The 14,197-nt window shown below is 28.8% G+C and carries 15 protein-coding genes; 5 read left to right on the plus strand and 10 right to left on the minus strand.

What is annotated here, in order from left to right:
• Window positions 1–140 precede the first annotated feature (140 nt).
• The 7 genes from JOP69_RS11140 to deoC form a co-directional block, all read right to left on the minus strand.
• Window positions 141–482: a cytochrome C oxidase subunit IV family protein gene (locus JOP69_RS11140; RefSeq protein ID WP_203392669.1), complete on the minus strand. Its 342-nt coding sequence runs from the start codon at window positions 480–482 to the stop codon at window positions 141–143.
• A gap of 18 nt (window positions 483–500) precedes the next feature.
• Window positions 501–1,487 (minus strand): cytochrome c oxidase subunit 3, encoded by a 987-nt coding sequence (locus JOP69_RS11145; RefSeq protein WP_203392670.1) that lies wholly within the window; start codon window positions 1,485–1,487, stop codon window positions 501–503.
• A 56-nt stretch (window positions 1,488–1,543) separates the two neighbouring features.
• Window positions 1,544–2,131, minus strand: a complete 588-nt coding sequence (locus tag JOP69_RS11150) for a cytochrome c oxidase subunit 3 (protein ID WP_203392671.1) — start codon at window positions 2,129–2,131, stop codon at window positions 1,544–1,546.
• A 2-nt stretch (window positions 2,132–2,133) separates the two neighbouring features.
• Window positions 2,134–3,036 (minus strand): heme o synthase, encoded by a 903-nt coding sequence (gene cyoE / locus JOP69_RS11155; protein ID WP_203392672.1) that lies wholly within the window; start codon window positions 3,034–3,036, stop codon window positions 2,134–2,136.
• A gap of 202 nt (window positions 3,037–3,238) precedes the next feature.
• On the minus strand, window positions 3,239–5,299 hold the full coding sequence (locus tag JOP69_RS11160) for a gliding motility protein RemB (protein WP_203392673.1): 2,061 nt from the start codon (window positions 5,297–5,299) through the stop codon (window positions 3,239–3,241).
• Between the two features lies 1 nt (window position 5,300).
• Window positions 5,301–5,873 (minus strand): acyltransferase, encoded by a 573-nt coding sequence (locus JOP69_RS11165; RefSeq protein ID WP_302850175.1) that lies wholly within the window; start codon window positions 5,871–5,873, stop codon window positions 5,301–5,303.
• A 2-nt stretch (window positions 5,874–5,875) separates the two neighbouring features.
• Complete coding sequence (deoC, locus tag JOP69_RS11170; protein ID WP_203392674.1) at window positions 5,876–6,622, minus strand: deoxyribose-phosphate aldolase; 747 nt, start codon at window positions 6,620–6,622, stop codon at window positions 5,876–5,878.
• Window positions 6,623–7,317: 695 nt separating this feature from the next.
• On the opposite strand from deoC, the gene JOP69_RS11175 reads away from it, so the two are divergent.
• Together JOP69_RS11175 and JOP69_RS11180 are read left to right on the plus strand one after the other, a co-directional pair.
• The gene (locus JOP69_RS11175) at window positions 7,318–8,052 is read left to right on the plus strand and encodes a LytTR family DNA-binding domain-containing protein (protein ID WP_203392675.1); all 735 of its coding nucleotides are present in this window, start codon (window positions 7,318–7,320) and stop codon (window positions 8,050–8,052) included.
• Window positions 8,053–8,055: 3 nt separating this feature from the next.
• Window positions 8,056–9,972, plus strand: a complete 1,917-nt coding sequence (locus JOP69_RS11180; RefSeq protein WP_203392676.1) for a histidine kinase — start codon at window positions 8,056–8,058, stop codon at window positions 9,970–9,972.
• Here JOP69_RS11180 and JOP69_RS11185 read toward each other — a convergent pair.
• Entirely contained in the window at window positions 9,964–10,533 is a 570-nt protein-coding gene (locus JOP69_RS11185) for a DUF3109 family protein (protein WP_203392677.1), read from the minus strand. The genes JOP69_RS11180 and JOP69_RS11185 overlap by 9 nt on opposite strands.
• Window positions 10,534–10,616: 83 nt before the next feature.
• Here JOP69_RS11185 and JOP69_RS11190 point away from each other — a divergent pair, with 83 nt between their 5' ends.
• The 3 genes from JOP69_RS11190 (at window position 10,617) to JOP69_RS11200 (ending at window position 12,676) form a co-directional block, all read left to right on the plus strand.
• On the plus strand, window positions 10,617–11,204 hold the full coding sequence (locus JOP69_RS11190; RefSeq protein WP_203392678.1) for a MarC family protein: 588 nt from the start codon (window positions 10,617–10,619) through the stop codon (window positions 11,202–11,204).
• A complete protein-coding gene (locus JOP69_RS11195; RefSeq protein WP_203392679.1) occupies window positions 11,205–11,810 on the plus strand; it encodes an NAD(P)/FAD-dependent oxidoreductase in 606 nt (201 codons plus the stop codon).
• A 131-nt stretch (window positions 11,811–11,941) separates the two neighbouring features.
• Window positions 11,942–12,676 (plus strand): energy transducer TonB, encoded by a 735-nt coding sequence (locus JOP69_RS11200; protein WP_203392680.1) that lies wholly within the window; start codon window positions 11,942–11,944, stop codon window positions 12,674–12,676.
• A gap of 340 nt (window positions 12,677–13,016) precedes the next feature.
• Here JOP69_RS11200 and JOP69_RS18825 read toward each other — a convergent pair whose 3' ends face one another.
• Together JOP69_RS18825 and JOP69_RS11210 are read right to left on the minus strand one after the other, a co-directional pair.
• Window positions 13,017–13,232 (minus strand): response regulator, encoded by a 216-nt coding sequence (locus JOP69_RS18825; protein WP_203392900.1) that lies wholly within the window; start codon window positions 13,230–13,232, stop codon window positions 13,017–13,019.
• A gap of 519 nt (window positions 13,233–13,751) precedes the next feature.
• On the minus strand, window positions 13,752–14,114 hold the full coding sequence (locus tag JOP69_RS11210; RefSeq protein WP_203392681.1) for a response regulator: 363 nt from the start codon (window positions 14,112–14,114) through the stop codon (window positions 13,752–13,754).
• Between the last annotated feature and the right edge of the window lie 83 nt (window positions 14,115–14,197).

Raw genomic sequence — 14,197 nt, forward strand, 5'->3', positions numbered from 1 at the left:
CGAAGAACGCAAAGTTTTTCGCAAAGTTTGCAAAGAGTAATTTTTTATACAAGGTATCTAAAACCTTGTGATAAAGTATAATGACGTTAAAAATTTAGTATAAAAAAAGGTGGTTAAAACCACCTTTTTAATTTTTTAAATTACCATTTTACAAGTGGTGCCAATGTGTTATGTATATAACCGCCTTCTGTTAAAAGAAGTGTTAGCAAGTAACTAACTAAGAAAACAACTGTCCAAACTACAGAACGTCTCAGCCATTTTTTTTCTCCTTCCATGTGCATAAATGCCCAAGTAATGTAATATGCTTTTACTAATGTTAAAATAATGAACATCCAGTTTAAAGGACTTGTTCCTAAAAAACTTGAAAGATGCAAGAAATCTGGCTTAATAATACCAAATGCAACCTCAACAGTAGTTATTACTGTTAATATTACTAAAACTACCCAAATTCTATTCGTGTTTGATTTGTGTGCGTGTGCCATTTTAATTTCTTTTATAAATTATACTAAATAGAAGAATGTGAATACAAATACCCAAACTAAATCTACAAAGTGCCAATATAGTCCTACTTTTTCTACCATTTCATAATGTCCTCTACGTTCATAAGTACCTAGAATAACATTAAAGAAAATAATGATGTTAATAATAATTCCTGAAAGTACGTGGAATCCGTGAAATCCTGTAATAAAGAAAAAGAAATCAGCAAAAATGGTGTTTCCATACTCGTTTACATGCAAGTTAGCACCCTCTACAACCATTTTAGATTTTGCTAATTGTGCCATTCCATCTTCTCTAGAAAGAATTATTTTTTGTTTTGTTGCAGGATCTATCAATTGAGAACGAACTTGTATTTCTGAATTATTTTTGTAAGAATCTTGAATTTGAGCTACAGAGTAAGAAGATACAGAACCTTCTTTCTCAAACCATAATCCATTTTGTCTTTCGTGTTGCACTCTTTGATCAGTTCTTTCACCTACCACAAAATCTGATAATGCAATTTGATGACCATCTTTTACAAATTGTAAAATTCTACCCTCTGTTGTTTTTACCGCTCCGTAAGAACCAGAAATAAAGTTTTTCCACTCCCAAGCCTGAGATCCAACAAAGATGATTCCAAAAATAATAGTAGCAAACATGTACCAAGCTACTTTTTTTTGTTTCATTTGATGACCTGCATCTACTGCTAAAACCATTGTTACCGAAGAAACGATAAGAATAAAAGTCATTAATGCCACATAATACATTGGCGCATGCACACCATGTAAACCAGGAAAGTGAGTAAACACCTCATCTGCAATTGGCCATGAATCTATAAATTTAAATCGTGTTAAACCGTAAGCTGCTAAAAACCCTGAAAAGGTTAAAGCATCAGAAACGATAAAAAACCACATCATCATTTTACCATAACTTGCTCCTAGTGGTTTTATACCACCACCGCCGTTCCAAGTTTCTTTACCATCTGTAGGTATAGCAATATTTGCTTCCATATAATAATCTCTGTTAATTAATTCTTAGTTAGTTTGCCAAAAATAACTATTTTTCATCACCTAATAAAATAGAAAAAGAAAAATAGGTAAATCCATAGTATATCTACAAAGTGCCAAAAGATTGCACCGAGTTCAAACCCAAGCATATTGTCTGATTTGTATTTGTATTTAAAATGATTATAAATAACAACTAGAAGCACAATAATACCTGCTAATACGTGTAAAACGTGCATAAAAGTGATTCCTATGATAAAAGATGTTGATACAGTACTCTCTGGTCCTGTAAAAAATAGCCCCACACTTTTTAACTGATTAAAACCAACATATTGTTGCCAGATAAATCCAACACCTAATAATAAGGTAGCAATAATCAACAATAATGAAAGTTGTCTTTTATCATTTTTTAAAGCTCTTTGCGAAAAAAACAGTGTAATACTACTTGCTATAATTAGTGCTGTACTTATAAAAAATGCCTGAGGTAAATCAAAAGAAACCCAATCATCTCTCTTCATACTTATAACATAAGCACTTGTTAAGCCTGCAAAAAACATCACCATACTAATCATGGAAATCCATAACATAGGTTTGGCAGATTTTCTCTTAGCTATATTTAGTTCTTCTTGTAATGTTTGTTCTACTATCATGATTAATGTAAAAATTTATCTACTACGTATACAATTTGCACTACTGTAATATACAAAACGCTTGATAACATTAGTTTCCTTGCATCAATATCTTCTTGACTTTTGTGTAATTTAATACCAAAATATAACATATATAACCCTAACAACCCAACAATAATAGCCGTTATAGGATGAATATAGAATGCTCCAGATAATTTTAAAACAGGAGATATTGAAACTAATATTAATATTATTGTATAAAAAATAATCTGTTTTACTGCTCCTTTATTTTTTTGCCCCATTGGAAGCATATTAAACCCTGCTTTCATATACTCTTCATGCTGTAACCAACCAATAGCCCAAAAATGAGGAAATTGCCAGAAAAACTGAATCATAAACAAAAAACCGGCCTCCATACCAAATTGATTGGTAGCTGCTACCCAACCTAACATAAAAGGAATAGCACCTGGAATGGCACCTACAAAAACAGATAATGGTGTTACAGACTTTAAAGGCGTGTAAACACTTGTGTATAAAAATATAGAAACAGCACCAAACAAAGCTGTTTTAGCATTGATGCTATATAAAATAGAAAGGCCTAAAATTGTAAACAAAATTGCAACGGTAAGTGCAACATTAACAGACATTCTACCAGTTGGTAAAGGTCTATTTTGAGTACGTTTCATTATAAGATCTGTATCTTTTTCTATAATTTGATTAAATGCATTGGACGCGCCAACCATTAAAAAACCTCCTATAGCTAACAAAACCAACGTAAAATAATTAACAACATCTATAGCTAATAAATAACCAGCAACAGAAGAAAAGACTACACTTAAAGACAATCCAACTTTTGTTAGTTGTTTAAAGTCTGAAATTATAGCTTGCATATATATTTTATTATCTGTAATTACTGTTGATTCCATTTTATAAAAATAGTTTGCAAAGATATTTGATAATTATGACTTTACCACCATTTAAATAAGCTTTTAACTATAAATAAAAAAACCCACTCAATAAATTGAGTGGGAAAATTGCTATGAAAAAGAAAAAGTGTGATTTAATTAAAAACCACACTACAAATGTATATATAAATTTCCTATATTTTTCCCAAAAAAATACTAAAATTTAAAAATCGAAGTACCAATTAAACAAATCTGCCCTTACACCTACTGATAACCAAACATTTGAACCAGAAGGATAACTTGTTAAAACTGAATCTGAAGAGAAATCTCTATAGGATAAACCCGCAAATAGACTTGTATTAGTAGAAGGATTTATTAAATAATTGGCTTCAAAGTCTGCTATAAAAATATTGGCGGTATTACCTTGTGCTATTTCTACACCTGTATCTGATACTCTGTCATTATAAGATTGATAAATATCACCACCATAACTTATTGCCTGATCTTCTAAATCAAACCCTTTTTTACCTACAATAATTTTTGCACTACCACTCCACCTGTCTTTCTTGTATCTAGCAATTGCAATTGCTTCCCAAAAGTTTGCTCCCCATAAATGCCCAAGAGGCTGACTATAATTACCGTAATTTAATATTGGCGATTTATGTGCAAAAGTATAAGGCCTAGCACGATTATATTCTAACTGTAAAAATAAATTTTCTACTTTAAAGGCATCAAAATATTTTGCTCCTAATTGATATGCAAATTTATGTTTCCAATCACTCATGTCACTAAAATTTCCAACAGAAAATTCATCAATTACTAATTGAGAGTATAAGGAAATATTGTTATTTAATTTATACTTACCTGTTAAACCAACAATTGCATTTCCGGCATCTTCACCTCTATTAAACTCTAAAGATCTATAAAAAATTATAGGATTCATAAAGCCTGCATCCATTCCGTTTTCTCCTGCAGAAATTGCTGTCTCAAAAAAGCCTAAGTTTAATTTATCTGTTAAATTAATACTTAAATAATGAGCTGCTACGTATTTTCTAGCATGTTCATTTGGGTCTGATACTGAACTTAAAGAAGGTTCTGTATTCCACATCCAAATATTAGTGTATTGTATTTTCCAAAAATCTACCTTCATTTTTAGATACGTAGTTGGAGAAGAAACATCAGATAAAATAAAAGATCTATATCCGTCTCCAATAAAATTTTTACCATTACCAAATTGAAATTGCATGTACTTATTTGGTGTATAAGCTATGTAACCTTCTGCAACAGGATAATCATGAGCATCTTCTTTAAATCCTTTTGTTTTTCCTCTTCCAGGAACCAAACCTTCAGAATTTTTAGGTTTAAAATTTGCTGCAGGATTTGTTATAAAACTATTTACATACTCTGCAAATCTACCCTGACTTTCTGCATAGGTTGTAGAAAATGAGAAATTCTTTCCAATTTCTCCATTCACATTTACAATTCTAGAATTATTAAATGTATAATCTACATCAGAATTATCTTTCCCTATTTGAAGATCAAACAAGACATCTACCGTAAGCCAATAATCCTCCTTTTTTACTTGAATTAAATGCTCGTTCCAAACTTTTTTACCTAACCAAGTTTCTTTATTCGGTTTTAAAAACTTCTTTTTTTCCTTAGTTATGTCGTAATACGGCTTTATTTCATTGTAAGTATAAGGTTTAGAGGCCGTATGCGTTCCTTTTGCTTTATGCAAAGCGAATTCATAATCTACATAACTTCTATGGGTAAAAGGTATATTTAGTTTGCTATTATGCTCTAAAAAAGTAGAATCTGCAATTTTCTTTTTTGCCACAACATCTATTAAACTTTCTTTTTTAATTTCTTTAGAAGCATTTTCTACAATAGAATCATTGGTTAAAGGAAATTGAATAGGAAGCTCAAATTTCATTTCTATTGCATGATCATTATACCATGCAGGCGTAATTTTAGAAAAAACTTTAAAAGCTCTCTTAACTTCTTCTCTAATTTCATCAAAAGGCGTGTTTACATATATTAATTTAAACTCACCTTCTTTTGTAACCGCAAAAATAGTATTTGCAGTTCCAGTAAATCCTTCTTCTGTTGCAATTGCGGGAGTTTTAAACTCAGAGAAAAACAGCTCTTTTGTTTGAGCGTAAAAACAATCTTTTAAAGATTGAACTTCAGCATCTTTACAAGCATCAAAAACAGGATACTTTTCTTCTTGAGCAAAATATATTGAGGGAAATAATAAAACTAGAAATACGTATTTTTTTATCATTCTATAACTTTATAATGGTATTGTTTTTTAATTGATATTTTTCATTGCTTTCTTTACAGATTGCAATTCCGCTTTTATTAAACACTAATCTATGTCCGTATTCACTTACCCAACCAATCTGCTTAGAGGGGTTACCAACTACAAGTGCAAACGGTAAAACTTCTTTTGTTACTACAGTTCCGGCTCCAATAAGGGCATATTCACCTATAGTATTTCCACAAATAATGGTGGCATTTGCACCAATACTTGCGCCTTTTTTTACTAAAGTTTGTTGGTATTCATTTTTTCTTTTAATGGCACTTCGTGGATTTATTACGTTTGTAAAAACCATAGAAGGCCCTAAAAACACATCGTCTTCGCAAATTACACCTGTATAAATAGAAACGTTATTTTGTACTTTTACATTTTTACCCAAAACTACTTCTGGAGAAACCACTACATTCTGACCAATATTGCATTGCTCACCAATAACACAATTAGACATGATATGACTAAAATGCCAAATTTTGGTATCTTTTCCGATACTGCAATCAGTATCTATTACAGCCGTTTCATGTGCAAAATATTCTATCAAAATTAGTATCCTGAATTACTGTTTTGTTCTTTATTAACAATTTCTTTAGAAGATGATGTACCAATTCTATCTACTCCTAAATTAACCATTTTTACAGCCGTTTCATAATCTCTTACACCACCTGCTGCTTTTATTTTTAATGGTTTTGCGTTATCCGCAATTAACTTCATTGTTTCAAACGTAGCTCCATTAGGCAAATTGTTTTCTGTTTTAAAAAAACCTGTTGATGATTTTACAAAAACGTTTTCCGCATTTTCCTCTCCAAAAACAGTGAAAACTATATTTTTAATTAAGCGCGAAATTACAATTATTTCTTTATTTGATAAGGCAGCTACTTCAATGATCCACTTTACCACTTTATTATTTTCTAAAGCTAGTGCTATACCTTTTGTAATTTCATTGGTAACCAATTCTATTTCTCCTTTTTTAAAGGCTTCATAATTAACTACAAAATCTAACTCGTCTGCACCCAAATTAATGGCTTGTTGTGCTTCTTCTAATTTCTCTTGAGTAGTATAAGTACCTTCATGAAAACCAATTACGGTACCAATAAGAATGCTTTTTTCTGCCTCTTGAAGCATTTTCTTAGCTAAAGGAATATATTTAGCACGAATCATAATTAACTTGTAATCATACAAAATAGCTTCTGTGATTAAATCAATAACTTTTTGTTGATTTTCTTCTTCCGTAAGATTTGCTTGACTTGCTGTTTTTAAGTAAGTAGCATCTAAATATTGATTGATTTTCATTTTACAAAAATAACAAAATAATAAATATATTCATCAAAAAGAGGTTGTTTAAAAAGTGTGTTGTTTGTAAATTTGAATTTATTTCAGATTCTTATAAAAATTGAATTTCAATACATTAAGATACTGAAAAAAGTTAAGCATGCCAAGGTGTAATCCTTTTTAGAGAACTTCTTTATTTTACTCTAAACCAAAAGCAATAGATAAATTACACCTTACTTTAACAGTGCTACTATTTTGTATATCAGGTTTAAATTTTGGTAACTTTTTAAGAACTCTCATAGCTTCTTTTACTAACGCTTTATATGTAGTTCTTATTTTAAAATCAACATTTTCTACTTTATCATCTATTTCAAATAGCGTATGTATTTTATTATCTTCAAAAATAGTTTCAATAATATAATTTTCCCTTTTACAATTTCATCAACAATAAACGGTTGGACTTTTATAGTTTTTCATAATTAACGTGCACAAAAAAAGCATCACATTTATGTGATGCTTTCTAAAACTGTAATGAACTATTTAAAGTTCTGCATTTCCCCCAAAATGCACACTAAAGTTACAAAACATCTTAAATCTAAAATTACAGTTTTGTATAATTGGTTATAAATAATGTATAAACTGCAACATAAAGATATTATACCTCTACAATTTTCAAAAAAACAAAACTATTATACTATTTTTGATAAAAACATCTTATGTTAAGAGCTTTAATTATTGACGACGAACCTAATGCAATACAAAGTTTAAGTTGGGAATTATCTAATTTTGATACAGAAATAGAAGTTACCGCAACCTTTGTAGATACTGTAAAAGCTTTAGAGTATTTAGCAAAATATAATATTGATTGCCTTTTTTTAGACATTGATATGCCTACTATGGATGGTTTTCAGTTTTTAAGCAAACTAAAATCTCGAAACTTTGCTGTAATTGTTACCACTGCTTATAGTGAATATGCCTTAAATGCAATTAAAAATGAAGCTATAGACTATTTACTAAAACCAATAGACACTGATGATTTAGAAAAGACAATTTCCAAAATTAAGAAATACCACTTTAGGTCTTTAAATTCTAGTACCATAGAAAAAGTGTTGCTAAATTTTAATAAAAATATGACCACCAAAAAAATTACTATAAATACAGATGGTAAGCTTATTTTTTTAAAATCTGAAGAAATACTTTTTATAGTTTCAGATGGTAATTATTCTACCATTCATACTACGGATAACAAAAAAATTGTGGTTACTAAAAAATTAAAAGAAATTTACGCGCTACTTCCCAAAGAATTATTTTTTAGAGTACACAACTCGTACATTATTAACTTAGAAAAAACTAACGAATTTCATAAAACAGAAGGCTATGTTGTTTTAGAGAACAATCAAAAAATACCCGTTTCTCGTCAAAAAAAGGCAGAATTTTTAAATAAATTTTAATGTATGAAAATAAAGATATTAGTACCCCTATTTTTCTTTTTAGCCTTTTACTCTTACTCTCAAGACACCAAAATACCCGAAGAATTAGCATACCTTATTAATAATAGAATAAGCTCATTAGATATTCTAGACTCTATTTATTATAAGAAGAAACAAAGCAAAGATCAGATAGAATTATTAATAAAAAAGAGTAAAGAAGCCTCTTACCTAGAAGGCTTATTATTTGGCTACAACTCTTTAGGACGATATTATAGAGGTCGCTCTCTATTTGATAAATCTGCTACAGCTTACAAAAAAGCTATTAAACTAAGTATAGAACTAAAAGATACAATATCTGAAGTACGAAATCTAAATGCAATTGGTACTGTTTATAGAAGACAAGATTACGTTAAAAAAGCCTTAAATTATCATCAAGAAGCCCTAAACAAGGCTCTAATGATAAAAAAACCAAACAATAGAGTAAAAAAGAGCATCTCTGTTTCTCAAAATAGCATGGGAAATATTTACGTAACGCTAAAACAATATAGATTAGCTTTAAATGAATTTAAAAAATCTATTAAAACTCAAAAAGAACTTAACAATCTATTAGGGCTTGCTATTAATTATCAAAACATAGGTAAAGCCAACCAGAAATTAGGAAATTTAGACGAGGCCATGAAAAACTTTTCTGAATCTCTAAAATACAATAACATCCTTAAATCTAAAGTAGGTAAAATAATTTGTGGGTATAGCATTTCTAATGTTCTAATAGAGCAAAAAAAATACAAACAAGCCTTAAAAACTGTTGATACTGTTGTACAAATGGCGATAGAAAAAAATGACAAATATTACCTTTCTAAAACTTACAATACCCTCGGTTTAGCTCAGTTTTATTTAAATAAAAATTCTAAAGCAAAAAAAAATTTAAATACAGCCTTAAGTATTGCTTTAGAGTATAACATACAAGCCATAATTGTTGAAGCCAATTTAAACTTAGCTCTTATATACGAAAAAGAAAAAAATTATAAAAAAGCATTCGTTTATTATAAAAAGGCAAAAGAAGGAGATGCCAAAACATTTAATGAAAGAAACCTAGTCTATGTGAGCCAATTAATTGCCACTTACAATAAAGAAAGAAGCGATAATAAAATAAAGCAATTAGCTAGAAAAAATGAAATGACACAACTACTAGTTACTAGAAATAGAAATTTATGGATTATATCTATTTGTATTTTTGTACTAATTACTATTGTTATATTTTCTATAAACAAACAAAGAAGATTAAGAAACGAAAAAAGGATTCTTTCTTTAAAACAAGACGCTTTAAGAAGCCAAATGAATCCTCATTTTATGTTTAATGCGTTAAACTCTATTAAGTTATTTATTATAGAGAACAATAAAAGGAAAGCTATTTCTTTTTTAAATAAGTTTTCTAAATTAATGAGAAAAATATTAGATGCCTCTTCCATACAAGAAACAACGTTATTTGAAGAAATAGAAACAATGAAACTTTATATGGGTATAGAGAATATTCGCTTTTCTAATGAAATAGATTTTGCAATTAAAACAGATGCTTCTCTTAACTTAACTACTATAAAAATACCTCCATTAGCTTTACAACCGTTCTTAGAAAACTCTATATGGCATGGTTTATCTCCGAAAAAAGGTGTTAAAAAAATAAACGTATCTATAGAAAGAATTTCTTCAAAATATATTCAAATTATTATTAAAGACAATGGTATAGGTAGGGAATCTTCTGCTAAAATAAAGGCTGAAAAATCTATTAACAGAAAATCTGTAGGCATTAATTTAACAAGAATGAGATTAACTAATTTTGCTAAAAGTCTAAAAAATGATTACACTATTGTTTATAACGATTTAAAAGATAAAGACAATATTGCTTTAGGCACAGAGGTTATTATTCAGATTCCTTTATTCTAAATGTTTTGCAGCCACTTTTTCTAACTCATTATACCAATCTTGTCCAAACTTTCTAACCAAAGCTTGTTTTACAAACTTATAAATAGGTACTTGTAATTCTTTTCCAAGAGAACAAGCATCATCACAAATTTCCCATTTATCGTAATTTACAGCAGAAAACTCACTATACTCTTTAACCCTAATTGGGTATAAATGACAAGAAACAGGTTTTTTCCAGTCTATTTCTCCTTGGTTATATGCTTCTTCAATAGCACATAAAGCAGTCTTTTTTTCATCAAAAATAACATAGGCACAATCTGCACCATTAATTAAAGGAGTTTCTAATTCTCCCCACTCACTGGTAACCCAAGTACCTTGTTCTTCAATAACAGCGATACCTTCTTTTCTTAAAAAAGGTTTTACTTTAGGATATATGTCTTCTAAAATTTTTGTTTCTTCTTTATCTAAAGGAGCACCGGCATCGCCATCTATACAACAAGCACCTTTACAAGCAGACAAATTACAAACAAAATCTTTTTCGATAATATCTTCTGAAACTATAGTTTTTCCAAGTTGAAACATCTCGCAAAAATAGTGTTATTTTTTTCTATAACTTTGCGTTTTCCTAAACAAAGTTGTCTAATTTTGCAAAATATATAAAAAGTATGAATTTTAATTTTAAAGAGGCTCTTACTGCTTTTATGGTTTTGTTTGCAGTAATAGATGTTATTGGTAATATCCCTATTATTATAGACTTACGAAAGAAAGCAGGACATATACAATCTGAAAAAGCGGCTATTATTGCAGGTTTTATTATGATTGTTTTTTTATTTTTAGGACAAAGTTTACTAAAATTAATTGGAATTGATGTGCATTCATTTGCTGTTGCAGGTGCTTTAATATTATTCTTTATTGCCTTAGAGATGATTTTAGGAATTACACTCTATAAAGACAACGAAGAGAATGTAAGCGCAATTACAGCTTCTGTTTTTCCTTTAGCCTTTCCTTTAATTGCGGGTCCAGGAAGTTTAACAACCTTATTATCTTTAAGAGCAGAGTTTCATATAGAAAATATTATAATTGCTGTTTTAGCAAATGTTTTTTTAATTTATATTGTACTTAAAACGTCTTCTAAAATAGAGCGCATTATAGGTCCAAATGGAATTCAAATTATTAGAAAAATATTTGGAGTAATTTTATTAGCTATTTCTGTGAAATTATTTGCAGCAAATATTAAAGTCCTTTTTATTTAAATGAATTTTGATGTTCTAATTATTGGTGGTGGAGCTTCTGGGTTGCAATGTGCTTTAGTATTGGGTTCTGCAAAAAACAAAGCTTTTGCCGCGGGTAAAACTATTGGAATTATTACGCACCAAAGAGCATCTCATTTACAAGATGCTTTATTTAATAATGTATTGGGTTTACCTGCTAAAACTTTAGGAAAAGATATTTTAGTTGAAGGTAAAAAACAGCTTTTAACGCTATATCCTCATGTACAACAATTAGAGAATGAAAAAGTTTTATCTGTCTTATCTACTAAAAACGGATATCAAATAGAAACTAACAATACTACTTACCTTAGCAAAATTGTAATTCTTGCTTTAAACTACGCTAAACCACTTACAATAAAAGGCTTAGAATCTTTTATAGAACCTCATAAAAGAGCAAATGCTAAAAAAGATAGAATTCAACTTAAAAATATAAACCATTTAGTTAAAGATGGTTTATATTGTTGTGGTACTATAGCGGGCTGCAGAAGTCAATTTGCAATTGCAGCAGGTAGCGGAGCTAGTGTAGCTACCGATATACTAACTATATGGAATAACTACACCCCAACCAAAGTACATGACAAAGTATGATGTAAATCATATTTTAAAGCCCTTTTAATTTTTAATTTTACAATAGAATACCAGATTCCTGAGAATTTGATAATTCTACAACTATTTTTAAATAATAAAGTTAAAATTATAAACTTTTAAAAGATTTCAAAATGGACATTAAAAAAACCCCAGAACAACAGTTAGAAAACTACAGTAAAATTTTTTTACAAATAGGACTAGTATTAGCCTTATTTATTACGTACACCTTAATTGAGTATAAAACATACGAAAAGAACGATCTAAAAAGCTTAGGACAAGCTAACATGATTGACGAAATGAAAGAAGACATTCCTATTATAGAAATGCAAGAAGTAAAACCACCAGCAAAAAACACACCTCCACCAGTTGTAGAACAAATTACAGTTGTAGAAGATGAAAAAGAAATAGTGGAAACCGTAATTGAATCTACAGAAACAGATGAAAATGTAGCTGTAATTGTGAATACCGATGATATTGAAGAAGTAGAAGAAGTAGAAGAAGTGGTAGAGGATATTCCTTTTATATTAATTGAAAACGTACCTGTTTACCCAGGCTGTAAAGGAAACAACAAAGAGTTAAAAGACTGTTTTACTAAAAAGGTAACAGAATTTTTTGGAAGAAAATTTGATGTTAATTTGGCAAATGAATTAGGTTTACAACCAGGTAAAAAGAAATTATTTGTGATTTTTACTATTAATAAAAATGGTAAAATAGATAATGTTAGAGCTAGAGGGCCACACCCTAGATTAGAAAAAGAAGTAGTAGAAATTATTAGTGCGCTACCTACAATGACTCCAGGAAAACAAAGAGGTACCCCGGTAGGAGTTAGCTATAGTATACCTATTACATTCGAAGTTAGAATATAAAAAAAAATCGTCCATTATTTATTAAAAATTAACTTTTGGAAAACTAATTAGAAAAATTAAGAAAATTACCTATTGAATAGCCTTAATGTATTCTATAGATTTGTAGTATAAAATTAACTACATTATTGATAATCAATATATTTTAATATTTCATTAATATTTTCCCCCAATTATATTAATACAAAAAGCTAAACTACCCCCTTAAAGTTTAGCTTTTTCTTATTATAAAAACTTTGTAAAATCAGTAAAAATATTAAAATTGTATTCTTTTAAAGAAAAGTAACGTAATCGTTAAACTTTTTTAATTGCCTTAATTAACTCATCAAAATCTTTAGCTTTATCAAAAAAAGGCAAATGCCCCGTATTTAAAACATGTTTTTCTTAGTTCTGTACTAATAGAAAAAACAAAAACTTTTGTATCCTTTTTATTTTCTTGAAGTGCTCTTAATAACTCTATACCATCACCATTAAGTAATTTTAAATCGAGTATAATTAGTTTAAAATTAGTTCCTTTAAAAATAGAAATTGCTTCTTGTAGAGTTTTTGCTACACTAATATCTCTATGCTACTAATATCTTTAGCTGCATTAATAATTTTCTTTCTTATAAAGGAATTGTCCTCTACTAGTATTAAATTTTGCAACGTTGCTTTCTATATAGGGTTAGGTGTCTATTAAAAGCAATATAGGTGGTTTTTATAGATATTTACATTAGTAGAATACGTATCAGCTTGTTTTATTAGAAGCTAATAATTTTTAAGTTTAGACCTGTTAAATAACATATTGTATTATTTATTTTGATATCTGGTATAAGAAATTTCCTTTTTAAGTTTTACTTAGAAAAATAAGAAAATCACCTATTGAACAGTCTTACAATGTTACCTACATTTGAAGAGTAGTATTTATCAAAAAAATAAAACTACTTTTTACAAAATATATTAATGTATTTAGCCCCTAATATCTATGTTAATAAAAAGCTAAACCACCCCCCTGTCGTTTAGCTTTTTTTGTGCGCTACTTGTAAAAACAAATAAAAATATTAAAATGGTATTCTTTTAAAGAAAAGTAGCGTAATCGTTAAGCATTTTTAATTGCCTCAATTAACTCATCAAAATCTTTCGCTTTATCAAAAAAGGCAAATGCTCCGTATTTAAAACAAAAAGATTTAAGCTCTGTACTTGCAGAAAAAATAAAAACTTTCGTTTCTGTTTTTTTTCCTTTAAGTATTTTCAATAATTCTATTCCATGTCCATCGGGTAATTTCAAATCGAGTATTACTAATTCAAAATTAGTATCATCACAAAGAGAAATTGCTTCTTGTAAAGATTTGGTTAAACGGATATCTCCAATACCACTAATTTCTTCAGTTGCACTAACGACCAAGTCTCCTATAAAAGAGTTGTCTTCTACTATTAATAAGTTATTTAATGTTGATTTCAAAATAGGGTAAATATTTAAAAAAATTACCGGGAGAAATTCAAATATAGGTAGTTTATATAGATATTTATATAAGCAGAATGCTT

Source organism: Polaribacter sp. Q13, assembly GCF_016858305.2.
GTDB lineage: Bacteria > Bacteroidota > Bacteroidia > Flavobacteriales > Flavobacteriaceae > Polaribacter.